The sequence below is a fragment of the Rhodopseudomonas sp. BAL398 genome, from assembly GCF_033001325.1.
Classification (GTDB): domain Bacteria; phylum Pseudomonadota; class Alphaproteobacteria; order Rhizobiales; family Xanthobacteraceae; genus JARJEH01.
Genome location: NZ_CP133111.1, coordinates 2,119,386 through 2,142,117, shown reverse-complemented (window position 1 = coordinate 2,142,117; position 22,732 = coordinate 2,119,386). Strand labels below are relative to the sequence as shown.

Sequence of the window (22,732 nt, the reverse complement as noted above, 5' to 3'; positions counted from 1 at the left end):
CCGTGGCGTTCCTGACAGTCGATAACGTCACCAAGCGCTTCGGCGGGCTGGTCGCGCTCAACGCGATCGGCTTCTCCGTCGGGCAAGGCGAGATCGTCGGCATTATCGGCCCGAACGGCGCCGGCAAGACCACGCTGTTCGGCGTGATCTCCGGCTTCATCACGCCGAGCGAGGGCCAAGTGGTCTATGACGGCCACAGCATCCTCGGCGTGTCGCCGGATCGCCTGGTGCGACGCGGGTTGATGCGCAGCTTCCAGATCGTGCAGTCGTTTGCCGACATGACGGCGCTCGACGTCGTGACGACCGCGGCGCTGACCCGTCGGCCGATGCGCGAGGCGATCGACTATGCGGCCGCGGCGCTGCTGCGCGTCGGCCTCGGCGGCAAGGAGTTGAAGCTGCCGCCGACGCTGTCGTTGCAGGACAAGAAGCTGCTCGAGCTTGCCAAATGCATCGCCACCGATCCGCGCTGCATTCTGCTCGACGAGGTGATGGCCGGCCTGACCATGGGCGAGACGGCGGCGCCGATCGCGGTGATTCAGGAATTGAACCGGCAAGGCGTGACCATCGTCATGGTCGAGCACGTGATGCCGGTGATCATGCGGCTGGCGACGCGGATGGTGGTGATCAATTTCGGCGAGAAGATCGCCGAGGGGACGCCCGACGTGATTCTCAAGGATCAGAGCGTGATCGATGCCTATTTCGGAGATCACCTCGATGCTTGAGATCGAGGGCCTGACCGCGGGCTATGGCGGCGTGGCGGTGCTGCGTGACATCAATGTCAAGCTCGGCGCCGGCGAGTTCGTCGGCCTGCTCGGCGCCAACAATGCCGGCAAGACCACGATGATCAACAGCCTGTCCGGCCTGGTCAAGCCGATGGCCGGTCGCATCCTGTGGCAGGGCGAGGACATCACGCGGCTGGCGCCGCGCGAGCGCGTCGAACGCGGCATCGTCCAGGTGCCGGAAGGCCGCCTGGTGTTTCCCGAGATGAGCATCCGGGAGAATCTGCTGCTGGGCGGCATCAACGGCCGGGCGCGGCCGCATCGGGCGCGGCTGATGGAAAAGGTGCTGGAGCTGTTTCCGCGGTTGGGCGAGCGGCTGGCGCAGAACGCGGGCTCGCTCTCGGGCGGCGAACAGCAGATGCTGGCGATCGGCCGCGGGCTGATGGCGGAGGCGAAGGTGCTGATGCTCGACGAGCCATCGCTCGGGCTGTCGCCGCTGTTCGTGCAGTACATTTTCGGCATCATCGACAAATTGCACGCCGAGGGGCTGAGCATCCTGCTGGTCGAACAGAACCTGAATTTGACGTTGCGCCACGCCCAGCGTTGCTACGTGCTGGAGCGGGGCCAGGTCGCGGTGGAAGGCGGTGTCGACGCGATCAGGAATGATCCTCGCACCCAGCGTGCCTATCTTGGCTTGTGATTGGAGAGCGGCGTGATCGAACTTTATCAGGCTCTCGCCCAGGGGCTGCTGATCGGCAGCACTTACGGGCTGCTGGCGCTCGGCATGGGCCTCGTCTATGGCGTTAGCGGCGTCGTCAATTTCTCGCATGGCGACTTCATCTCGCTCGGCATGTTCATGTGCCTGGCGTTGTATTCGGCGCTGTCGCTCGATCCCTATGTCTCGGTGATCATCACGGTTCCGGTGATGACGGTGATCGGCGCGCTGGTCTACCGGTTCCTGATCCGGCCGATGGTCGGGCACCAGTTCCTGATGGTGGTGCAACTGACCCTCGGCCTCAGCCTGGTGCTGCAGAACGGCATCCTGATGGTGTTCGGCGGCCAGCCGGCGCGCACGCCCTCCGTGGTGGAATCCAAGCTGTTCATTCTCGGCGATGTGGTTCTGCGCGCGCCTCATGTGATCGCCTTCGTGATTTCCTTTGCGCTGGCGATCGGGCTCTACGTCATGCTGCGCTCGACCGATTTCGGCCGATCGATCCGCGCTGTTCACCAGAACGCCCATGCCGCGGCGCTGATGGGCATCGACGTCGGCCGCGTTCAGGTGCTGACCTTCGCGATGGGCATCGGCATTCTGGCGCTGGCCGCGGCGCTGTTGCTGCCGGGCACGCCGATCCAGCCGACCCAGGGACTGCGCTACACCGTCATCACCCTGCTGGTCGTCGTGCTCGGCGGCATGACGAATTTCGTCGGCATCATGCTCGGCGGTCTCGTCATCGGCCTCGCCGAGGCGTTCGGAACGATTTACCTCCAGCCCCCGCTCGGTCCGCTGCTGCCCTATCTGATCTTTGTCGCGATCATGCTGTTCCGGCCGCAGGGCCTGACCTGGAGTTCCTCGCGATGAAGGAGGAGTTCTACAAGACGCTTTCCTCGCCGATCCTGTGGGGCGTGCTGGTGCTGGCGGCGCTGCTGCCATTCGCGCTGTCGAGCTACTATCTGCATATCGTGACCCTGGCGCTGATCTACGTGGCGCTGGCCTCGTCGTGGAATATCGTCGGCGGCATGGCCGGACAGGTGTCGCTGGCGCACAGCCTGTTCATCGGCATCGGTGCGATGTTGTCGAGCGCGCTGCTGCTCAAGCTCGGCATCAATATGTGGCTGGGGCTGCTGATCTCCGCCGCGATCTCCGGCGTGCTCGGCGCCCTGATCGCCTGGATCGATTTCCGGTTCCGGCTCGGCCATCTGTCCTTCGTGCTGATCACGCTGGCATTTGCCGAAATGGGCGCGATCGTCGTCGAGGGCTGGGATTTCCTGGGCGGCGCCTCGGGGCTGCTATTGCCGAAGGATACCGGCGATTTCCTCGCCTTTCAGTTCGGCGGCGGCAGCGGTGCGTTCTGGGTGATGCTGACGCTGGCGACGGTTTGCGTTTTGGCGAGCGTGGCGATCCTCAACGCGCCGCTGGGCTTCTATCTGCGCACCATCCGTGACAACGAGAATGCGGCCCAGGCGATCGGCGTCAACGTGCTGCGCTACAAAATCGCCGCGATGGTGATTTCGGCGGTGCTCGCGTCGATCGTCGGCACCGCCTATGTTCGCTATCTAACCTTCGCCGACCCCTATCTGCTGATCTCCCCGGTCATCACCATCGAGATCGTGTTGTTTGCGACTGTCGGCGGCCTCGGCCGGGCCTATGGGCCGGCGCTGGGCGCGCTGTTGCTGGTGCCGCTCGGCGAAGTGCTGCGCGGCCAGCTCGGCAGCACCCTGCCGGGATTGCACTATTTCATTTACGGCGTGGTGGTGATCGCGGTCATCCTGGCGACGCCGAGCGGATTGCTGCCGCTTCTGGAGCGGCAATGGGCGCGCTGGCGGCGGCCGGAACCCACCAATGCGGGCCCCGACGCCAACTGACGCGTCGGACAATCCAGCGGGAAGCCGCCGGCCTCGGGTGTATGTCGCGCAGCGCGGTGCATGAGCGCGTCGCCGTCGGATAGACGGTGACCACTGCGGCGTCGAAAACCGCACAAGACGTTGCGTCATAGCGTGGAATGGCGTGCACCCAAGGCGCCTGACAGCCCGAACGTAACTGGAAAATGCAACCTCGGACGCGATAAATTTCCACCGCAAGATCCAGGCGGCGCATTGTCAAATCCAGACCCGCTGACTCGGTCTTTAAAAATTGCCACGATCACGCAGGCGGTACCAAGATTCGATCGCCGGCACCGCCAGCCGGGAGAGAAATTGCAGCGGGTGCCCCGGCAGCGGCATGTTGTCAAACGCCGTCTCGGAACCGGGGTGGCCGAGAATTTTCAGCCCAATCATCCGACCGAAATAGGTCGAACGCGAGACCCCGGTGCCGCAATAGCCGAGCGCGTAGTGCACACCGTTCGGGGCGCAGCCGAGATGCGGAAATTCGTCGAAGGTGTAGCCGATCTGCCCGGTCCAGCCATCAGTCACCAAGGTATTGCCCAGCCCCGGAAAGGCGCGAAGCAGATCGCGTGCGAGGTGCGCATAGGCTGCGGGTCTCGACGCGTCGTGCAAATGGCTGGCTCGGCCGCCCCAGATGATGCGGCGCTCGCCGGGCGCAGGACGGAAATAGGAGAAAACCCGGCTGGTGTTGCCATAGACGCGGCCGCTCGGCATCAGTTGCCGGAACAGCGCCGCCGGGATCGGTCCGGTCACAATCTGCGCCGAGCCGACCGGGACCATGCGCTGCGTGAAGAAACGACCGACTGCCTTGGTGTAGCCGTTGGTGGCGACCAGAACATCGCGCGCGGTGAGCGCGCCGTCATCGAACCGCACGTTGAAGCCGCCGGCCTCGGGGGTGATGTCGCGCACCGCGGCGTGGCCGCGCACAGCGCCGCCGGCGGATTGCACGCGCAACAGCAATCCGGTGTGATAGCGGCCGGGATCCAAGCTCGCGTCCAGCGGCAACAGCGAGCCGCCGTGAAACAACTCGGAGCCGATCTCGCGATGCTGTGCCGCGCGCGACACCATCTCGAACGCCACTTGGGTGTAGCGGTGTAGATCCTCGAGATCGCGCGCCATCGCCTCGTAATGATCCGGCCGCATCGCGCCGCGAAACCGGCCGCAGCGTACAAAGTCGCAATCGATGTTTTCCTCGGCGATCAGCCGCTCGATGTGATCGAGCATTGCAACGCCTTCCTTGAGCAGCGCCACAGCGTGGCGCTCTCCCTTCATCGCGATCAGCGTCTTGACGCGAAATTTCTGGTTGCCGCTGCCGACCTGGCCGCCATTGCGGGTGCTCGCGCCAAAGCCTGGTACGCCAGCATCGACCACCAACACTTCGCGGCCGGCGCGGGCCAATGTCAGAGCCGCGGACAGTCCGGTGAAGCCGGCACCGACGATCAGCACGTCGATCCGTGCCGGAAGCGCCGGCCATGGTCCATCGAGGGGCGGCGCCGCCCGCCACCAGTAGGGCTGCATTCGCATCCGACCGTCCGGAACCTTACCCTTTGCCAACTGCGCCAGCGTCGTCCAGGATTGAGGGTCATCGGCGGTGTTCATCGTGCAAAACCCAGTGACCTCAGCAGTCCAGCGTCATGTCGCGCTCCCAATCGGTCAGGTGGCGCGAAAAATCGTTCCATTCCTGGTGCTTCAGCTTCAGATAGGCCGGGACATATTCGCCGAGGCTTTCCGTCAGCAGGAGAGAGGACTCGAGCGCGCGCAGCGCGTCGAGTAGATTGAGCGGCAGCCGTTTGACATTTTCAACGGTGTGGCCATCCTTGTACATGTTGATGTCCAACCGCTTGCCGGGATCACGCTTGCAATCGATGCCGTCAAGGCCGGCGGCAAGGATTGCGGCCTGCATCGCGTAAGGGTTGACGGCGCCGTCGGCGAGCCGGAGTTCGAACCTGCCGGCTTCCGGAATCCGGATCATGTGGGTGCGGTTGTTGCCCGAATAGGTCACCGAGCTCGGCGACCAGGTCGCGCCCGAAGTGGTGCGCGGCGCATTGATGCGTTTGTAGGAGTTGACGGTTGGGTTGAGGATCGCGGCCAGCGCGTCGGCGGAATGGATGATGCCACCGATGAAATTGTAGCCGAGCGCTGAGACGCCGAGTTCGCCGGCGGCATCCTCGAAGGCGTTATCGGCGCCTTTCCACAGCGAAACGTGGATGTGGCAGCCATTTCCGGTGAGATGCGAGAACGGCTTGGGCATGAAGGTCGCCCGCATCTCGTGTTTCTCGGCGACCGACTTCACCATGTATTTAAAGAAGGCGTGGCGGTCAGCGGTGACCAGGGCGTCGTCGTAGTCCCAATTCATTTCGAATTGGCCGTTGGCGTCCTCGTGGTCGGTCTGGTAGGGGCGCCAGCCGAGCGCGAGCATGGCGTCGCTGATTTCGCTGACCACGTCGAAACGCCGCATCAGCGCAGACTGGTCGTAGCAAGGCTTCGACTGGCGGTCGGCGCTGTCCTTGACGCTCATTCCGTCCGGAGAGATCAGGAAGAATTCGCACTCCACCCCGCTCTTCAGCTGCAGCCCGCTTTCCGCCGCCTTGGCTTTCAGCTTCTTCAGCAGGTTGCGCGGCGCCTGGTCGACCGGCTTGCCGTCCATCCAGAGATCGGCGGCGAGCCAGGCGACTTCCGGCTTCCAGGGCAGCTGGATCAGACTGTCGGGATCCGGGATCGCGAACATGTCGGGATCGGCGGGGGTCATGTCGAGCCAGGTGGCGAAGCCGGCGAAGCCCGCGCCGTTCTTGGCCATCGCGGTGATCGCCTCCGCCGGCACCAGCTTGGAGCGCTGGACACCGAGCAGATCGGTGAAGGAAATCAGAAAGTACTTGATCTTCTTTTCTTTGGCGGTCGCGGCGAGGTCGATTGTCATGAAGTCCTCTTGATCGCTGGGTTGGGCTTGGTCAGTAACGCTGCTGTCCTGGGATCCAGTCGGTGCCGACCAGCGGCACCCGGGCAATCGCCGCGGCCTCGACGGTCAGGGCGACCAGGTCCTCGGGCTCCAGATTGTGGATATGGCTCTTGCCGCAGGCGCGCGCGATCGTCTGCACCTCCAGCGTCAGGACCGAGAGGAAATTGGCGAGCCTGCGGCCGGCCAGAACCGGATCGAGCCGCCGCGCCAGTTCGGGATCCTGCGTGGTAATGCCGGCCGGGTCGCGGCCTTCGTGCCAATCGTCATAGGCGCCGGCAAATGTGCCGAGCGCCTCGTATTCGGCTTCGAGGCTGGGGCTGTTGTCGCCGAGTGCGATCAGCGCAGCGGAGCCAATCGACACCGCGTCGGCGCCGAGCGCCAGCGCCTTGGCGATGTCCGCGCCGTTGCGGATGCCACCGGAGATGATGAGCTGCACCTTGCGGTGCATGCCGAGTTCCTGCAGCGCCTGAACTGCCGGGCGGATCGCTGCCAGCGTGGGAATGCCGACATTCTCGATGAACACTTCTTGTGTCGCCGCGGTGCCGCCCTGCATCCCGTCGATCACGATCACGTCGGCGCCGGATTTGACGGCGAGCGCCGTGTCGTAATAGGGCCGGCTGGCGCCGACCTTGACGTAGATCGGCTTCTCCCAATCGGTGATTTCGCGCAGCTCCTCGATCTTGATTTCGAGATCGTCCGGGCCGGTCCAGTCCGGATGGCGCGAACTGGAGCGCTGATCAATTCCAGCGGGGAGCGTGCGCATCTTGCCGACGCGCTCGGAGATTTTCTGGCCGAGCAGCATGCCGCCGCCGCCCGGCTTCGCACCCTGGCCGATCACGATTTCGATCGCGTCGCAGCGGCGCAGATCATCCGGGTTCATGCCGTAGCGTGATGGCAGATATTGGTACACCAGAGTCTCGGAGTGGCCGCGCTCCTCCTCGGTCATGCCGCCGTCGCCGGTGGTGGTGCTGGTGCCGACCGCGGAGGCGCCGCGCCCCAGCGCTTCCTTGGCGGCGCCCGACAGCGAGCCAAAACTCATGCCGGCGATCGTCACCGGGGTTTTCAGATGGATCGGCTTTTTCGCAAAGCGCGCGCCCAGCACCACGTCGGTGCCGCACTTCTCGCGATAACCCTCGAGCGGATAGCGAGACATCGAGGCGCCGAGGAACAGCAGATCCTCGAAATGCGGCACTCGCCGCTTCGAACCGCCGCCGCGAATGTCATAGATGCCGGTGGCGGCGGCGCGCTGGATTTCGGAAATCGTATACGGATCGAAGGTCGCCGAGACCCGCGGGGTGGTGCGGTTTGGAGGAACGGACATGGGCTTTCCCGTCAGTAATTCGCGATGTTGTCGACATGGAAGTGATAGAGTTCGCGCGCCGAGCCATACATCCGGAAATCGTCGATCTCGGCGGCCCCTTCCATGCCGGCGCGGCCGAGCAATTCGGAAAGCCGCTCGCGGTCCTCGGGGGTCATCGGCTTTTCGATACAATCGGCGCCGAGGCTCTTCACCTTGCCGCGAACGAAAATCGTCGCCTCATAGATTGAATCGCCTAACGCATCTCCGGCGTCGCCGAACACAACCAGATTTCCGGCCTGCGCCATGAAGGCGCTCATCGAACCGATCGACCCTTTCACCAGGATGTCGATGCCCTTCATCGAGATGCCGCAGCGTGCTGAGGCGTCACCGTCGATGATCAGCAGGCCGCCGCAGCCGGTGGCGCCGGCGGACTGGCTGGCGTCGCCCATCACGTGGACGGTACCAGACATCATGTTCTCGGCGACGCCGGTGCCGGCATTGCCGTGGATTCGGATGCTGGCGTGCTTGTTCATGCCGGCGCAGTAGTAACCGACGTGACCGTTGATTTCGAGTTCGACCGGAACGTTGATGCCGACGCCGATCGCGTGCTTGCCCTGCGGATTTTCGATTTGCCAGGCAGTCTGGTTGGTGTCCGGTGTGAGCTGATGGAGCGCGAGATTGACGTCGCGAACGGTAGTAACAGCGAGGTCGAAGGTCGGCATCAGGAGCGTTCCCAGGCATAGACAGTTGCAGGTTCTGGCTCGAACACGCGAGCCTTCTCGATCGCAGGCAGCACCGACAGCGCGCGATATTCCGAGCCGAATGCCACATAGTCATCGGACTCTGCCATGATCGCCGGCTTGCAGGCGATCGGGTCGCGGAGCACGGCGAATCCAGTCCGGGTGCCGACAACGAATGTGAAGAAACCGTCGAGATCGTCGAGGCTCGAGGTCAGCGACTGTTTCAGACTGTCGCCCTTGCTCATCCGCCAGGTCAGATAGCCGGCGGCCACTTCAGAATCGTTCTGGGTAGAAAACGTCATGCCTTCGCGCACAAGATTGCGGCGGATGGAATTGTGATTGGACAGCGAGCCGTTGTGGACCAGGCACTGGTCCTGCCCCGTTGAAAATGGATGTGCGCCGTCGATGGTGATCGCCGATTCGGTTGCCATCCTGGTGTGGCCGATGCCGTGGCTGCCGCTCATGGTGGAAAGCCCGAATTCGGAAACCACATGCGCGGGCAATCCGACATCCTTGTAGATCTCCATATTGCTGCCGACGCTCACCAGCTGAAGCTCGCTCTTATGGATTTTCAGCCATCGTAGCGCTGCGGCTTCGTCGTCTCGGACTATCGCCACCACAAAGTGATTGGCCCGCACGCTGACGTCGAGTGGGGCGGTCAGCACCGCCGACAATTCTGCAACCAAATCGTCGATTGAGGTCACGTCCTCGGCGCGCAGTGTCAACTTCACCTTGTCGCCATGGCTGGCTCCATAGATCGCCATGCCGGCGCTGTCCGGCCCGCGGGCAGACATCGTCACCAGCATTTTCGACAGCATCTCACCCAACGCCGGTTCGAGTGTCTTGTTTTTCAGGAAAAGCCCGACGATTCCGCACATCCGATTGCTCCGTTGCTGATCGAAGCATAGCCACGAACACGGCAGCAGGTCAACTACAGAGAATGTTATTTTCCTGAGAAGAAAAGTCTCTTTCGAAGGGTCGTGCGTGATCCGCGAGACGGGCCGCTCATTTCCGGATCTGACGTGGCTCGTGCTGTTCGTCGGCACGTCGAACCCGGGGACCGAGATACGATGCCCGGTTCCCTCGAACGCCGCGTTATGTTCTGGGATAGACGATAATCGACAGATAGGTCATCGGCAGCTTCACCAGCGTTTCGGGGCCATGTAGCGCGCCGGAATCGAACAGGATCGAATCTCCGGGCCGCAGCCGATAGGCGTTGTCACCGTGGCGATAGATCACTTCGCCGGTTAACATGTAGATGAATTCCATTCCTGCGTGCTGGAAGGCGGTGAAAGTGCTGGCTCCCTCCGCCAGTGTGATCAAATATGGTTCAACCACGACTTCTCCGCCGATCACATGCCCTAGCAGTTGGTACAAGTGGCCCGCCTTTGAACCCCGCCGCTCGATCGCGACGCCTTGCTTGGCCCGCACAAAGGAACAGTCCCGCCGCTCCTCGGAGGCGGCGAACAAGAGGCTAAGCGGCACATTCAGTGCGGCCGCAATCGATTGCAACGTGGACAGCGATGGCGAGATCTGGCCATTCTCGATCTTCGACAACATCCCGGCGGAGATTTTCGCGGCGCTGGAGAGGTCGGACACTGACTGATCGCGTTCGCGCCGGATCATCCGAATCTTGGCCCCCAAGGCGCGTTCCAAGCTTCGCTCGCTATCCTGAGGCGCGTTCGAGCCGGTGTGAAAATCCCCCGTGCTGCGAGCCGGTTCCGTTTTAATAGCCACTGTCTTTTTCATTTTTCTACAGGTCTTTCTTGAGATTTCGGCTCACCCGCAATATGCAGCACGCGCCGTCAATTTAACAATCTATGATTTAACGGCCAACTAAATCACAACGTTCCGTTTGAGGGGGCTTCGCATTTGGCGTCGCCTCGATCGTTTCCTGCAAATATGCGCATGCCGCAGCGGCAGATGTCGTTCACGCCGCATGGCGTACGCGGCGTTGCTTCGATTGCCCAGCATCGACCACCTGCAAAGCCGCTCGGCGGATCGCCTCCGCGAAATCCAAGGCTGCATATTTCTAGAGCACCGGAAGCCCGGCTTCGCCAATTTTCAAAAAAGCTGCCGCTGATTTCACCGGTATGATGAAACGAGTGCCTCACAGTGCAAAAAGTTTACTCTTGAGAATGCTCCTCATTAACATACTCTGTGGAAATTAGATTTCGTGGAGAGAAACTCATCTTTTCTTTGGAGGCTGCAAATGCCGTCTAGCCGTCGATCATTCCTGAAGACAACAGCTCTGGGGGCGGGTGCTGCCATTGCAGCGCCTTATGCGTTCGTTCGAACCATCGATCAAGCCTGGGGCGCGCAGTCTTGGATCAAGAAGGGCGGGCCCATCAAGATAGGCTTGTTGTTCTCGTTGTCTGGCGGGCTGGCTGTGCCGGAGGAGGACTCCACGCTGGTGATGCAGTACGCGATCGACGAGATCAACAAGGCTGGCGGCATCGCCGGGATGCCTGTTGAACCCGTGATTGTCGACGCGAAATCCGACTTTAAAGTCTATTCGGAAAAGACCAAAGAGCTGATCCTTCGCAACAAGGTGGTGTCGATATTCGGTTGTTACACCTCGGCAAGCCGCAAGGCCATCCTTCCGACGGTGATGGCGCAGAACCATCTGCTCTATTATCCGACTTGCTACGAGGGCGCCGAATGCACGCAGAACACCATCTGCACAGGACCGCTCGCCAACCAGCATTCCAAAGACCTCATTCCCTACATGGTGAAGAATTTCGGGAAGAAGGTGTTCTTCGTTGGGTCGAACTATGTATGGCCGAAAGAATCCAATAAGAACGCCAAGATCTGGCTGGAACAGGCCGGCGGTGAATTGCTCGGCGAAGAGTACATCCCGCTGGGGGGATCCGAGTTCGGCCCGGTGTTGAACAAGATTCGTGATGCCAAGCCGAACTTTATCTTCTCCACCGTGGTCGGCGCCTCCGATATCGCGTTCCACAAGCAATTCAAGCAAGAGGGCTTCAAGGTTGATACGATGCCGATCGCCTCGCTCACCACCGGCGAGATCGAGACCCGCGCCATGGGGAACGAGTTCGGCGCCGGCCACTTCTTGTCCGCGCCTTACTTCGAAGCTCTCGACAACCCGACCAACCACAAATTTGTCGAAGGCTTCCTGAAGAGCAAGTACGGCAAGAACGGCACAACGCATTACAATATGGAGGAGACCTATCTCTCCGCCTATGTGTTCAAATACGGTCTGGAGAAAGCCATCAAGGCGGTCGGCCTCGAGGGCATCACGCCGCGCGCGATCCGCGACCATTCGGGCGGCATTCGCGTGGAGGACGATGTCTCGCCGGAAGGTCTGATCTGGATTGATGACCAGAACTTCAACACCTGGCTGAAGCCAAAGATCGGCCAGTGCCAGGCCGATGGCAGCTTCAAGATCGTCAAGGCAGCCGAAGAACAGGTCGCGCCTGATCCGTATTCGATCTATCCCGACCTCGGCAAATGCACGGCCGATGGCCTGAAGGCGCCAGACGGCAAGATCCGCAAAAGCGTGATCTGACGGCGAGGAGACCCGCTGAAATCACAATCAGATCTGCCGACGATGGTGACGCGAATTCAACGCCCGTTCTCGTCGGCAGTCATATCCAAACCCGAAAGCGGGATCGCGGTCATCGATGTCTGCTGTCGGGAGCAATGGAGAAAAAATGGCCGTCGGATCGTTCTTTGGTTCGTTTGATCTGAGCTCGTTCATTAACGCGCTGATCCTCGGTATCAGCATTGCGAGCATCTGGCTGATCGCCGCGCTGGGTCTGACCATCATCTATGGAACCGCGGGCGTCATCAATATGGCGCATGGCGAATTTATCATGCTGGGTGCCTACAGCTCCTACATGCTTCAGAGCTATTTTGGCTTGCCGTTCTTCCTCTGCGTTCCTGCGGCTTTCGTCATCGTCGGGGCGATTGGCCTGGTGCTGGAGCGTGGCCTGATACGCTATCTCTATAAACGCCCGTTAGACACGTTGCTTGCGACGTTCGGCGTCTCGCTGGTGTTAATGCAGGGCGTGCGGTTGATCTTCGGCAGCGACCCGAAATATATCGCGGTGCCGCCGATGTTTACGAGCAATTTCCAGTTCGGATTCGTCAACATATCAGCATTCAGGGTGATTGTTCTGGCGATCACCATTGCGCTCGTGGTGGCGCTGTGGGCGCTGTTCTATCGTACGAGGTTCGGGGTCCAGGTCCGCGCGGTGATGCAGGACAAGGAGATGGCGGCGTCCTTCGGCATCAACTCCGACCGAATTTACATGCTGACCTTCGCGGTCGGCGCCGGGCTTGCGGGGATTGCCGGGTCGTTGTTCGGGGTACTCAATATCGTGCTGCCGACGATGGGAGCCGGCTATGTGGTTCAGGCATTTCTGGTCGTCGTGGTGGGCGGCGGAACGCTGGCCGGCAGCGTCGTTGCCGGCGGCGCCACCGGCGAATTGCAGTCGATCTTCGCGTACTTCACCAACGACACCTTCGCTCGCTTCGTTCTCTACGTTTTGATCGTCGTGTTTTTGCGAATTCGTCCGCAAGGACTGTTTGCGCCATCCGCCAAGCGACGCTAGCCACCCGCCGAAGTCTGCGAATGAGGAGCGAGTTGGGAATGAACATCTATTACAACGTCAAGGCGCAGTGGGCGGCATATGGCGCGATCTTCCTGCTGCTTGCTGTTGTGCCAATGATTGTGAGCGATTCATTTTTGCTCAACCAGTTCGCGACCTATGGCGTTTTCGGCATGTTGGCGTTGTCGCTCAGTCTTTGCTGGGGTTTCGGCGGAATCCTGAATTTGGGGCAGGGGATTCCATTCGGGCTCGGCGCCTATGGCATGGCGATGACGATGCAGATGCAGACACAGGATGCGTCCAATCCGATGCCGCCCTTCATGTTGAACAACAGTCTCGATCATCTGCCGATGCTCTGGGAGCCATTCCGCAGCACCACATTCGGAATCATTCTGGCGCTGGTGGTTCCGACGCTGTTTTGCCTGCTGTTCGGGGGATTGATGTTCCGCGCTCGTGTGTCGGGACCGTTCTTTGCGATCATGACGCTGGCCATGCTGAGTGCTTGGGGCACGCTGATTCTCGATGTCCAACCCTACACCAACGGCGCCAACGGCATCACGCCGCCGGCGCCGCTCAAGCTCGGCGAACTCATCGTCGATCCCTATAGTCCCGAAGCCTATTGGTCGGTGCTGGCACTGCTGTTTGTCGCGACCGTCGGCGCCAAACTGATGACCCAGAGCCGGTTCGGCCTGGTGGTGCAGGCGGTGCGCGGCGACGCCGAGCGGGTGCGATTTCTCGGCTACAACGTCGCGGGCTACGAGACCACCGTCTACACCATTGCGGGTTTCATCGCGGCCGTTGCTGGATGCTGCTGGGTGGTGCTGACGCAGTATGTCTCGCCGTCGCAGTTTGACACCACGTTCAGTCTCTCGATGGTGATCTGGGCCGGGATCGGCGGCCGGTTGTCGCTGATCTGGTCCATCATCGGTGCGTTTCTGATCCAGGGTGCCCAGAGCTATCTGGGCGATACATTTCTCAGCACTTGGCTCCTGGTTCTCGGAGGCTTCTTCATCCTGGTGGTGCGTTTCCTGCCGAAGGGGATAGCCGGGCTTGTGGAAACCATCCTGGGTCGTTTGTCCACGCGGCAAAAGCGCAACGGTGCCGACGTTGCGGCACATCGCCTGCTCTCACAACCAGGCGAATAGGAATTCTCCGATGAGCTTTCTTGAAATCAGGCATCTTACGAAGAGCTTCGACGGGACGCCGGTAATCAACGATTTCAGCATCGAGATTGTCGAGGCGACGTTGTGCTGCCTGGTTGGACCGAACGGGGCCGGCAAGACGACTACGATGGACCTGATCACCGGTCGGCAGAAGCCGACCTCCGGGCAGATATTGTTCTGTAACGACGATATCACCGGACTAGGTGAGCACGAGATCGCGCGCCGCGGCATCGGTCGCAAGTTCCAGGTGCCGGCGGTGTTTCGCGAACTGTCGGTCCGGCAAAATCTTGAAGTGGCCTATAGCCGCAGCACCAATCCGCTGAAAAACATCTTCCGGTTCAGCGAACGTGGCTTTGCGGAAAGGCTAGAGCAGGTCGTAAGCCAGACCTCGCTCAACGACAGGCTGGAGGTCGAGGCGGGTATTCTGTCGCACGGCGAAACCCAGTGGCTTGAGATCGGCATGGTGCTGATGCAGGACCCGCGGTTGTTGCTGCTGGACGAGCCGGTCGCCGGGATGACCGAAGCCGAAATCGAGAAGACTGTCGAGATTTTCAGGGAGTTGAAGAAGACCAATACCTTGGTTGTGGTCGAGCACGACATGGCTTTCGTGCGGGAGATCGCCGATGTCGTCACCGTGATGCATATGGGCAGCCTGTTGGCGCAAGGGCCGATCAGCGAGATCGAGTCAAACGCCAAGGTGCGCGAAGTCTATCTCGGCGAGGCGGAGGCCTGATCATGTTGCTGTCGATGGACAACGTTACATCCTATTACGGCAAGACGCCGATCCTGAAGGATTTCTCCTTCGGGCTTGAACAGGGCAAATGCCTTTGCGTTCTGGGCCGCAACGGCGTCGGCAAGACGACTTTGATGCGCACCATCATGGGCCTGACCGACCGCTCGGTTGGCGACATCGTCATCAACGGCGAGAACATCAACAGCGCCCAGACTTATGAGCGCGCCAAGCTCGGCATCGGCTACGTGCCGCAGGGACGCGGTATACTCGCCGAGTTCACCGTCCGGGAGAATATCCTGCTCGGCACCTTCGCGCGGCCGGACGGCGCCAGCGAGGTTCCGGAGATCTGCCTGCGGTTGTTTCCCTATTTGAAGGAAAACCTCGACCGCCGCGCTGGGCTGCTGTCGGGCGGCCAGAAGCAGCAATTGGCGATCGCGCGCGCGCTCGCGGTCGACCCGAAAGTGCTTCTGCTGGACGAGCCGACCGAAGGAATTCAGCCCAACATTGTTCACGAGATCGGCGAGACCCTGCTGATGCTGAACAAGGAACTCGGCATCACACTGCTGCTCACAGAACAGCACATCAAGGTGGCACGTCGCCTCGGCGACGCGTTCCTGATGATCGACAATGGCCGGGTCGTTGCTACCGGCGCGATCGATCAACTCGACAGCGCTCTCATCCAGAAGCATCTCACAATCTGATCAAACAGGAGGACTCCGATGATTCCCATTCCTCGCAAGGACACCGCCGACGCCGAGCGCATGATGAAGGTGCACAAGGAGTGCATCGATTCGATGAAGGGCGTGGCCGGCAACAGCGTGCTGAAATGCGCGACGCCAGGCGACACCACCACGGTCACTGGCGGCATCCACGAAGACTTCCAGCTCAACCGTGTGCTGCTGCGGATGCGGGCGCAGCCTGCCAAGGGCAAGTTGGTGGTCGTTTGCACCAAGATCGAGAAGGAATGGCGGATCGCGCGCTTGAGCGGCATCCGCGGCGTACCGCCCGAGTTTGCTACCGAGAAGGTCTACGACAATGAGCAAGACCCGCAGCACGACATATTCGTGATGCGGCTCGACGAATTCGCTGAGACCGACGGATTTCCAGAGCATTTCCGAGAGGGCTGGAAACGCCGCGATGATTTCTGGACTGTGACCTGAGCTTTCGCGTTGTGCACGAGCGGGCGTTATCAGAGGAAACGAATATGAGCTGGATGAAGATTACCGGATACGCCGACAAGTTCAGCGTGCACCCCGGCGACACGATCAAATTCTTCGTGAATTGCGATGGCCCCGCCGAGTATCAGGCCGACATCGTCAAGATGATCCATGGCGACACCAATCCGCGCGGCCCTGGCTTCATCGAAGAGATGATCAAGGCCGATTGCAACGGTAGCTACAAGGGCGTCAAGCAGGAGATTTACTCGGGGTCCTACGGTTTCGTTGTCGACAAGCCGCAATTCTGCGTTGAGAGCGTCACGCTGCAATGCTGGATCTGGCCGACCACGCCGAAGACGCATCCGAAATATTGGAAGCACGGCGCTCAGGGCCTGGTGACGAAATGGCATGACGGCAAGGGATACGGTCTGTTCCTGAACGAAGATGGCTGCATCGAATTCCGCGTCAACGACCAGGTGATCGCGACCGGCGCGCCTGTGCGCGACCACGCCTGGCACTTCGTAGCGGCGAGCTTCGACGGCACCACCGGCGAGGCGACGCTGTATCATGAGCCCCAGGTGGTCTATGCGTTAGATCCGGAAATTGGGCCAGTGACCAAGACGCTGAGCACCAAGTTGACCTACACAAAGGGCACGCCGACGGTCATTGCAGGTTATTGCGGCAGCATCACCGACTCCCCTCAGGCCCAAGCCTCGGTGCCGCCCGGAATCTTGATCAAGGGTCACTACAACGGCAAGATCGATAGCCCCAGGATCTCCAGCAAGGCGCTGACCCGCCTGGAGATCGAAACCATGAAGCAGGGCGCGCAGCCCGGCCTGTCGGAGCGACGAAACTCGGGTCCGACCGGGAAGCTCTCGGAATCCATCGTCGCCGCGTGGGAATTCTCCGACGGCATCAATACCAATGTGGGCAAAGACAAGGGCCCCTACCTGTTTGACGCCACCATCGTCAATTGTCCGACCCGGGCGATGACCGGCTACAACTGGCAGGGATTGGTGTTCGACTGGAAGGTGGCGCCGACGCAATATGGCGCGATTCATTTCCACGACGACGACATCGATGATGCGCGCTGGGCGACCAGCTTCAGCTGGACCGTACCGGAAGGCACCAGCAGCAAGTTCTATGCTGCCAAGCTCACGTCGACAGATGGCGACGAGGACTACATCCCGTTCTGGGTGGTGCCGCGGGTCGGGCAAGAGCAATCCAAGATCGCCTTCATGGTGCCGACCATCAGCTACATGGCCTACGCCAACGAGCATCTGGCCAACAATGCCGGCGGCGCCGAATTGCTGGTGTATCGCGTGCCGATCATGCAGCAGCAGAACATGTTCCTGTCCGAGCATCGCGAATATGGCGGCTCGATCTACGACACCCACACCGATGGCAGCGGATTGTGTCTGTCGTCGCGGTTGCGGCCGATCCTCAGCATCCGACCTAAATATGATCACTTCCTGGCGCAGGCACCGTGGCAATATCCGGCCGATTTGCACATGATCTACTGGCTTGAGAAGATGGGGTACGAATACGACGTCATCACCGACGAGGACGTCAGCTATGATGGTCTCGCCCGGCTTGAGAACTACAACGTCGTGATCTCGGGCTCGCATCCGGAGCACAATAGCGGGCCACAGCTCGATGCGTTGCACAATTACATGCAGCGCGGGGGCCGCTTCATGTATATGGGTGCCGACGGTTGGTACTGGGTGCATTCGTATCACCCGGCCTATGACGGCCTCGGGCGCGGCGTCGTCACCGAAATGCGCCGTTGCGAATCCGGCATCCGCACCTGGCGCGCCGATCCAGGCGAATATTATCATCAGGGCACCGGCGAGCTCGGCGGCATGTGGCGGTTCCGCGGTCGCTATCTGCACACCATCGCAGGCACCGGCATGTCGTCGGAAGGCTTCGACATCTCGACCTACTATTCTCGCACCCCGGAGAGTAACGACGCCCGGGTGGCGTGGGCGTTCGAGGGTATCAACTACGACGAAAAGCTCGGCAATTTTGGCCTCGTCGGTGGCGGTGCCGCCGGCACTGAGCTCGATATCGTCGACACCATGCTGGGCAGTCCGCCCCATACCTTGGTGGTGGCAACCTCGGCGGGACGTCACACCGAAGGCTATCTGCTGGTGATGGAAGATTACGGCTTCAACCAGCAGGGGCTCGACGGCACCCAGCATCCGCGGGTGCGCTCCGATATCGCCTACCACGAGACGCCGAATGGCGGCGCCTCGTTCGCGTTCTCGTCGATCGCGTTCTGCGGCTCGCTGCCTTGGAATAACGGCGACAACAACATCTCGAAACTGGTCGGCAACGTGCTCAATCGGTTCATGAAAGACGGACCGTTGCCGCCGCCAAGCCCCGAGGCCATCGTGCATCGCGGCCGGGCCGATTACGACCAGCCGATGAACAAGGCCCGAAAGTAGGATCCGGCGCCCGCTCTGGCGGGCGCCGCTTCAACCCAAGCGAGGTTGCCATGCTTGCACATCCGGAATTGGGCTTCGTCGATGGCGATGTCGATTTTCTGCGGGCCGAGCTTTATGCCGCCTGCCGAAGCAGGTTTGGCATCGCCAGCGCGTTGCCGGCCCAAGCCTATGTGTCACCCGTGTTTCAGGAGCTCGAGAACGAAAAGGTGTGGACCCGGGATTGGGTCTGCATCGGCTCGGATGCGGAAATCCGCGCCCCCGGCGACCTAATGTCCTACACGGTCGGTAATCACGCGATTCATGTTCAGCGCCTGCCTGGCGGCGGCCTTGTCGCGCGTTTCAATAAGGCGCAGCACGGCGGCTGTCGCGCGGTTCCGGCGCAATGCCAGACGGGGCGGAAGACTAAGTGCTCCTACACATCTTGCGGTCACAGCCGCGATCGTGACGTGATCCCAGGCGATCGGCTGGGCAGCGAAATGACGCCGGAGGCGGGGCAGTATCTCGGCGTCTATCCGGAGCGTCTGCTGTCGGTCAGCGTCGAGACCCGTGGTCCGTTTATCTATGTCAATGTCGATCCCACCCTCGGTCGCGACGTGTCGCTGCCGGCGATCGAGGCCGTGGTGGAGGGCAACGCGACGCGGGTTCGTGGACAATGGCTCGAGGCCCGTGCCAACTGGAAACTGGCCGGCGCTGCCCTGGTTGACACCGCGCGCTCGCTCCCGGACGGCGGCGGCGCCAGTAACTATATCTCGGCGGAATGGTATTTTCCAAATCTGGTAGTCATCAAGTCGTGCCGCGCCACGCTTGCGATCGTGTTGCAGCCGACGGCGTTCGATCAGACGCTCTGGCGGATGTCGGTGTTCAAGCATGACCAGTTCCCGGATACGGCAGGTGACGAATTGATCGCGCTGGTCGAGCGGGCCGCGGAGGTGGCGGCGGCCGCACAGGCGGAGGTCGAACGCCCCCAGGCTGGTGACGATATCGAGCATTCGCGCGCCGGCTGGAAATTCAACCAGCAATTTCTCGATCGGATCTGCGCCGAGCACGTTGCCTATTGGAACGCACCTCTGTTGCAGGCGCGGGTGGGACGCTAGCTCATGGTATTCAGCGTGCAGCAGGTCAAATACGAATTCCTGGCCTATATCAAGGAATTCGATCCGACGTTTTCGAACTGGTATGTCGGAATCGCCGATCAGCCGAAACAGGCGCTGTTCGATCGCCACGGCGTGCGCGATGCCGAGGATCCCTGGCTCTACAAGCAGTTGCTGACCAATCGCGCCGCCCGCACGGTGCAGGACTATTTTGTCGATCACCTGAAGACGGCCGGCGAACCGGCCTTGGAGCAATCCGAGAACGTCGATTGCGTCTATCTGTACAAGATCGCCGCGCACACGCGGCCGTAGGAGAACGATCATGCTGGTTCAGGACGGCGAACGCGCCTATCTGGATAAAGACTTCGACTTGGCGCGGCAGATCTGGGAGCCACTCGCCGAGAGTGGCGACGCCGATGCCGAAGCCTGGCTCGGCGCGCTTTATGCCAACGGGCTCGGTGTCGATCAGGATGCGGCGCGCGCCTTTGCGTATTACCTCCGCTCCGCCGAACACGGCAATGCGCTCGCCGCCAACAATGTCGGCGCGATGTACGCCAAGGGCGATGGTGTTGCCGCGGATCCGACGCAAGGCGCGGCGTGGTTCTTACGCGCGGCCGAGTCTGGCGACGCGCTGGGCCAGTTTAACTATGCGGTTGTTCTGACGAAGGGCATGGGTGTCGCTCCCGATCTGGCCGAGGCCGTGCGCTGGTATCGGCGCGCCTCTTTGGCGGGCCATTATCCGTCGCAGGCGCGGCTTGGCTATTGCTATGCCAAGGGTCTGGGTACGGCGGTCGATCCGGTCGAGGCATTCGTCTGGTTGACATTGGCGAGCCGCCATGGCGTCGGTTTGGCGATGGCCGAATTGGAGAGTCTGGTGCGCGGCATGTCGGCCGAACAGAAATCCGCTGCGCATCAGCGTCTGGCACAGAGCGAGGCCTCGTCGCAAAGCAACGCCAAGGTGCTAGAGCAGGCGATCGGCTGACGGCGTTCGTGTGAAATGCTGGCGGTAGGCGCGGGAGAAATGGCTGGGGCTCTGGAACCCGCATTCCGCGCCGATCTGCGTCACCGGGAGCGCGGTTTGCCGTAGCAGGATGCGGGCGCGCTGCAGTCTGATCGTCAGATAATGGCGTTCAATGCTGGTCTTGAAATGGCTCGCGAATAGGCGTTCCAGCTGGCGCAGCGACAGCCCGGCCGCGCGCGCGATCTCGGCCCGGCTGGCGGGCTCGCGCAGCCGACGCTCCATCAGCTCGATCGCAGTGAGCAATTTCGGGTGACCGCCGGCGCGGTCGCGCGTCGCCACGCGCTGGCTAGTGTCGCCAAGCCGGATATTGGCTTGCAGGAACCAGTCGCTGATGCGCGAGGCCAGTTGCTGGCCGTGATCGCGGCGGATCAGCGCGTGCATCATGTCGAGTCCGGCGACGCCGCCGCCGCATGTCATGCGGTCGCGGTCGATCTCGAACAGGTTGCGCGTCAGCTGTAAGTGCGGAAACGCCTCGACGAAGGCGGGGACGTGCTCCCAGTGAATGGTGCAGCGATAGCCGTCGAGCACCTTGGCGCGCGCCAGAATGTAAGGCCCGCCGGATATGCCACCGATGGTGACGCCGCGGCGGGCCAGGCCGCGCAGCCAGGTCATGGTCGCGCGATCGGAGAATTTCGTTGGATTGCCTCCGGCGCAAACCAAAACGATATCGAAGAGTTGCTCGGTGGCGATGGCGCAGTCCGGCTTGATCGAAAGACCGCTGGAGGCGTTGATCGCCTTGCCATCGACCGAGACGTGAAACCATTGGTAAAGCAGCCGGCCGGACAGGTTGTTGGCGGCGCGCAACGGCTCGATCGCCGCGGCGAACGACATCAGGGCGAAGCCGTCGATCAGCAAAAATCCGATCCTGGCCGGGCGGGTCGCGGAAATCGGCAATGTCGCTCCTGAGCAAGTCGATGTCGTTGGCGATCTATAGCCTGGTTTGCCGATCCGCGACACTGTCAAGCGAAGGATCTCGCATGCGCTATTCGCTGTTCTCTTTGCTCGGGAAGACGCTGACCGGCCACCGCGACTGGCCGGCGGTCTGGCGCGACGCCGCGCCGAAGTCCTCCTACGACGTCATCGTCATCGGCGGCGGCGGCCATGGTCTGGCGACCGCCTATTATCTCGCCAGCCGTTACGGCGTGCGCAATGTCGCGGTGTTGGAGAAGGGCTGGATCGGTGGCGGCAATGTCGGCCGCAACACCACCATCATCCGCTCCAACTATCTGCTGCCGGGCAATATCCCGCTTTACGAACTGTCCATGAAGCTGTGGGAAGGGCTGGAGCAGGATTTCAACTTCAACGCCATGATCAGCCAGCGCGGCGTGCTGAACCTGTATCATTCCGACGCCCAGCGCGACGCCTATGCCCGACGCGGCAACGCGATGCGGATTCATGGTGTCGATGCGCAATTGCTGGATTGCGATGGGGTGCGCAAACTCTACCCATTCCTGAATTTCGATGCCGCGCGGTTTCCGATCAAGGGTGGCCTGCTGCAAGCGCGCGGCGGCACTGCGCGGCACGATGCTGTCGCCTGGGGGTTCGCCCGCGGCGCCAGCGACCGCGGCGTCGACATCATCCAGAATTGCGAAGTCACAGGGATCTCGATCTCGGACGGGCGTGTCACCGGGGTCGAGACCACGCGCGGCGCGATCTCGGCCAAGAAGGTTGGTATCGCCGTGGCGGGCAACAGTTCACGGGTCGCGGCGATGGCCGGGATGCGGTTGCCGATCGAATCTCATGTGTTGCAGGCACTCGTCTCCGAAGGCTTGAAGCCGGTGATCCCCGGTGTCATCACTTTCGGCGCCGGACATTTTTACATCAGCCAGTCCGACAAGGGTGGGCTGGTGTTTGGCGGCGATATCGACGGCTACAACTCCTACGCCCAGCGCGGCAATCTGCCGACCGTCGAAGACGTCTGCGAAGGCGGCATGGCACTGATGCCGGCAATCGGTCGCGCCCGCATGCTGCGCAGCTGGGGCGGCCTCGTCGATATGTCGATGGACGGATCGCCAATCATCGACCGCACGCAGACGGAGGGCCTCTATCTGAACGCCGGCTGGTGTTATGGCGGCTTCAAGGCGACGCCGGGTTCCGGACTGGCGTTCGCCCACTTGTTGGCGTGCGACCAGCCTCATGAGGCGGCGACGCGGTTTCGGCTCGACCGCTTCGCCCGCGGCGATTTGATCGACGAAAAGGGCCAGGGCGCCCAACCGAATTTGCATTGAGC

At 61.6% G+C, this 22,732-nt stretch carries 22 protein-coding genes; 15 read left to right on the top strand and 7 right to left on the bottom strand.

What is annotated here, in order from left to right:
* Positions 1–2: 2 nt before the first annotated feature.
* Genes RBJ75_RS10300 through RBJ75_RS10285 form a run of 4 tightly spaced genes read left to right on the top strand, consistent with a single transcriptional unit; the run spans position 3 to position 3,302 of the window.
* Positions 3–722: an ABC transporter ATP-binding protein gene (locus RBJ75_RS10300; RefSeq protein WP_044412192.1), complete on the top strand. Its 720-nt coding sequence runs from the start codon at positions 3–5 to the stop codon at positions 720–722.
* Positions 715–1,419, top strand: coding sequence for an ABC transporter ATP-binding protein (locus tag RBJ75_RS10295; RefSeq protein ID WP_044412195.1), 705 nt, complete (start codon positions 715–717; stop codon positions 1,417–1,419). The genes RBJ75_RS10300 and RBJ75_RS10295 overlap by 8 nt, the downstream gene beginning before the upstream one ends.
* 12 nt (positions 1,420–1,431) lie before the next feature.
* Positions 1,432–2,298 (top strand): branched-chain amino acid ABC transporter permease, encoded by an 867-nt coding sequence (locus RBJ75_RS10290; RefSeq protein ID WP_044412216.1) that lies wholly within the window; start codon positions 1,432–1,434, stop codon positions 2,296–2,298.
* Positions 2,295–3,302, top strand: a complete 1,008-nt coding sequence (locus RBJ75_RS10285) for a branched-chain amino acid ABC transporter permease (protein WP_044412198.1) — start codon at positions 2,295–2,297, stop codon at positions 3,300–3,302. The genes RBJ75_RS10290 and RBJ75_RS10285 overlap by 4 nt, the downstream gene beginning before the upstream one ends.
* Positions 3,303–3,563: 261 nt before the next feature.
* Here the strand turns inward: RBJ75_RS10285 and RBJ75_RS10280 are convergent, their stop codons facing one another.
* The 6 genes from RBJ75_RS10280 to RBJ75_RS10255 all read right to left on the bottom strand — a co-directional run bounded on the left by RBJ75_RS10280 (position 3,564) and on the right by RBJ75_RS10255 (position 10,065).
* Positions 3,564–4,919, bottom strand: a complete 1,356-nt coding sequence (locus tag RBJ75_RS10280; protein WP_044412201.1) for an NAD(P)/FAD-dependent oxidoreductase — start codon at positions 4,917–4,919, stop codon at positions 3,564–3,566.
* A 19-nt stretch (positions 4,920–4,938) separates the two neighbouring features.
* On the bottom strand, positions 4,939–6,237 hold the full coding sequence (gene glnT, locus RBJ75_RS10275; protein WP_044412204.1) for a type III glutamate--ammonia ligase: 1,299 nt from the start codon (positions 6,235–6,237) through the stop codon (positions 4,939–4,941).
* A 31-nt stretch (positions 6,238–6,268) separates the two neighbouring features.
* On the bottom strand, positions 6,269–7,597 hold the full coding sequence (locus RBJ75_RS10270; RefSeq protein ID WP_044412207.1) for an FMN-binding glutamate synthase family protein: 1,329 nt from the start codon (positions 7,595–7,597) through the stop codon (positions 6,269–6,271).
* A gap of 11 nt (positions 7,598–7,608) precedes the next feature.
* Complete coding sequence (locus RBJ75_RS10265; RefSeq protein WP_044412210.1) at positions 7,609–8,298, bottom strand: protein glxC; 690 nt, start codon at positions 8,296–8,298, stop codon at positions 7,609–7,611.
* On the bottom strand, positions 8,298–9,194 hold the full coding sequence (locus RBJ75_RS10260) for a class II glutamine amidotransferase (RefSeq protein ID WP_044412213.1): 897 nt from the start codon (positions 9,192–9,194) through the stop codon (positions 8,298–8,300). Before RBJ75_RS10260 ends, RBJ75_RS10265 begins: the two co-directional genes overlap by 1 nt.
* Positions 9,195–9,411: 217 nt before the next feature.
* A complete protein-coding gene (locus RBJ75_RS10255) occupies positions 9,412–10,065 on the bottom strand; it encodes a helix-turn-helix domain-containing protein (protein ID WP_276156713.1) in 654 nt (217 codons plus the stop codon).
* A gap of 463 nt (positions 10,066–10,528) precedes the next feature.
* Between RBJ75_RS10255 and RBJ75_RS10250 the strand changes: the two genes are divergently transcribed.
* From RBJ75_RS10250 to RBJ75_RS10205, 10 genes are all read left to right on the top strand, one after another.
* Positions 10,529–11,845, top strand: coding sequence for a transporter substrate-binding domain-containing protein (locus tag RBJ75_RS10250; protein WP_044405587.1), 1,317 nt, complete (start codon positions 10,529–10,531; stop codon positions 11,843–11,845).
* A gap of 145 nt (positions 11,846–11,990) precedes the next feature.
* Complete coding sequence (gene urtB, locus RBJ75_RS10245) at positions 11,991–12,893, top strand: urea ABC transporter permease subunit UrtB (RefSeq protein ID WP_044405588.1); 903 nt, start codon at positions 11,991–11,993, stop codon at positions 12,891–12,893.
* A 38-nt stretch (positions 12,894–12,931) separates the two neighbouring features.
* Entirely contained in the window at positions 12,932–14,035 is a 1,104-nt protein-coding gene (gene urtC, locus RBJ75_RS10240; RefSeq protein WP_044405589.1) for an urea ABC transporter permease subunit UrtC, read from the top strand.
* Positions 14,036–14,045: 10 nt separating this feature from the next.
* Complete coding sequence (gene urtD / locus RBJ75_RS10235) at positions 14,046–14,786, top strand: urea ABC transporter ATP-binding protein UrtD (RefSeq protein WP_044405590.1); 741 nt, start codon at positions 14,046–14,048, stop codon at positions 14,784–14,786.
* Positions 14,787–14,788: 2 nt separating this feature from the next.
* Complete coding sequence (gene urtE / locus RBJ75_RS10230; protein WP_044405591.1) at positions 14,789–15,487, top strand: urea ABC transporter ATP-binding subunit UrtE; 699 nt, start codon at positions 14,789–14,791, stop codon at positions 15,485–15,487.
* Between the two features lie 18 nt (positions 15,488–15,505).
* Positions 15,506–15,946 carry a hypothetical protein gene (locus tag RBJ75_RS10225; RefSeq protein ID WP_044405592.1) on the top strand — a complete coding sequence of 147 codons (441 nt, stop codon included), beginning with the start codon at positions 15,506–15,508 and terminating at the stop codon, positions 15,944–15,946.
* Positions 15,947–15,990: 44 nt separating this feature from the next.
* Positions 15,991–18,390 (top strand): N,N-dimethylformamidase beta subunit family domain-containing protein, encoded by a 2,400-nt coding sequence (locus RBJ75_RS10220; RefSeq protein WP_080900851.1) that lies wholly within the window; start codon positions 15,991–15,993, stop codon positions 18,388–18,390.
* A 50-nt stretch (positions 18,391–18,440) separates the two neighbouring features.
* Positions 18,441–19,484, top strand: coding sequence for a hypothetical protein (locus RBJ75_RS10215; protein ID WP_052628801.1), 1,044 nt, complete (start codon positions 18,441–18,443; stop codon positions 19,482–19,484).
* A 3-nt stretch (positions 19,485–19,487) separates the two neighbouring features.
* A complete protein-coding gene (locus RBJ75_RS10210; RefSeq protein ID WP_044405593.1) occupies positions 19,488–19,793 on the top strand; it encodes a hypothetical protein in 306 nt (101 codons plus the stop codon).
* 10 nt (positions 19,794–19,803) lie between these two features.
* Complete coding sequence (locus tag RBJ75_RS10205; RefSeq protein ID WP_044405594.1) at positions 19,804–20,463, top strand: tetratricopeptide repeat protein; 660 nt, start codon at positions 19,804–19,806, stop codon at positions 20,461–20,463.
* Here RBJ75_RS10205 and RBJ75_RS10200 read toward each other — a convergent pair.
* A complete protein-coding gene (locus tag RBJ75_RS10200) occupies positions 20,443–21,396 on the bottom strand; it encodes a GlxA family transcriptional regulator (protein WP_044405595.1) in 954 nt (317 codons plus the stop codon). The two genes, RBJ75_RS10205 and RBJ75_RS10200, sit on opposite strands and share 21 nt — an antisense overlap.
* Before the next feature lie 83 nt (positions 21,397–21,479).
* On the opposite strand from RBJ75_RS10200, the gene RBJ75_RS10195 reads away from it, so the two are divergent.
* Positions 21,480–22,730, top strand: a complete 1,251-nt coding sequence (locus RBJ75_RS10195) for a sarcosine oxidase subunit beta family protein (RefSeq protein WP_044405627.1) — start codon at positions 21,480–21,482, stop codon at positions 22,728–22,730.
* Positions 22,731–22,732: the final 2 nt, after the last annotated feature.

Coding starts and splice junctions, on each gene's coding strand:
- RBJ75_RS10265 (WP_044412210.1), bottom strand. CDS start 8,298: ATGCCGACCTTCGACCTCGCTGTTACTACCGTTCGCGACGTCAATCTC.
- urtE (WP_044405591.1), top strand. CDS start 14,789: ATGTTGCTGTCGATGGACAACGTTACATCCTATTACGGCAAGACGCCG.
- urtD (WP_044405590.1), top strand. CDS start 14,046: ATGAGCTTTCTTGAAATCAGGCATCTTACGAAGAGCTTCGACGGGACG.
- RBJ75_RS10280 (WP_044412201.1), bottom strand. CDS start 4,919: ATGAACACCGCCGATGACCCTCAATCCTGGACGACGCTGGCGCAGTTG.
- RBJ75_RS10210 (WP_044405593.1), top strand. CDS start 19,488: ATGGTATTCAGCGTGCAGCAGGTCAAATACGAATTCCTGGCCTATATC.
- RBJ75_RS10295 (WP_044412195.1), top strand. CDS start 715: ATGCTTGAGATCGAGGGCCTGACCGCGGGCTATGGCGGCGTGGCGGTG.
- RBJ75_RS10195 (WP_044405627.1), top strand. CDS start 21,480: ATGCGCTATTCGCTGTTCTCTTTGCTCGGGAAGACGCTGACCGGCCAC.
- RBJ75_RS10205 (WP_044405594.1), top strand. CDS start 19,804: ATGCTGGTTCAGGACGGCGAACGCGCCTATCTGGATAAAGACTTCGAC.
- RBJ75_RS10270 (WP_044412207.1), bottom strand. CDS start 7,597: ATGTCCGTTCCTCCAAACCGCACCACCCCGCGGGTCTCGGCGACCTTC.
- RBJ75_RS10255 (WP_276156713.1), bottom strand. CDS start 10,065: ATGAAAAAGACAGTGGCTATTAAAACGGAACCGGCTCGCAGCACGGGG.
- RBJ75_RS10260 (WP_044412213.1), bottom strand. CDS start 9,194: ATGTGCGGAATCGTCGGGCTTTTCCTGAAAAACAAGACACTCGAACCG.
- RBJ75_RS10215 (WP_052628801.1), top strand. CDS start 18,441: ATGCTTGCACATCCGGAATTGGGCTTCGTCGATGGCGATGTCGATTTT.
- RBJ75_RS10250 (WP_044405587.1), top strand. CDS start 10,529: ATGCCGTCTAGCCGTCGATCATTCCTGAAGACAACAGCTCTGGGGGCG.
- RBJ75_RS10225 (WP_044405592.1), top strand. CDS start 15,506: ATGATTCCCATTCCTCGCAAGGACACCGCCGACGCCGAGCGCATGATG.
- urtB (WP_044405588.1), top strand. CDS start 11,991: ATGGCCGTCGGATCGTTCTTTGGTTCGTTTGATCTGAGCTCGTTCATT.
- glnT (WP_044412204.1), bottom strand. CDS start 6,237: ATGACAATCGACCTCGCCGCGACCGCCAAAGAAAAGAAGATCAAGTAC.
- urtC (WP_044405589.1), top strand. CDS start 12,932: ATGAACATCTATTACAACGTCAAGGCGCAGTGGGCGGCATATGGCGCG.
- RBJ75_RS10220 (WP_080900851.1), top strand. CDS start 15,991: ATGAGCTGGATGAAGATTACCGGATACGCCGACAAGTTCAGCGTGCAC.
- RBJ75_RS10285 (WP_044412198.1), top strand. CDS start 2,295: ATGAAGGAGGAGTTCTACAAGACGCTTTCCTCGCCGATCCTGTGGGGC.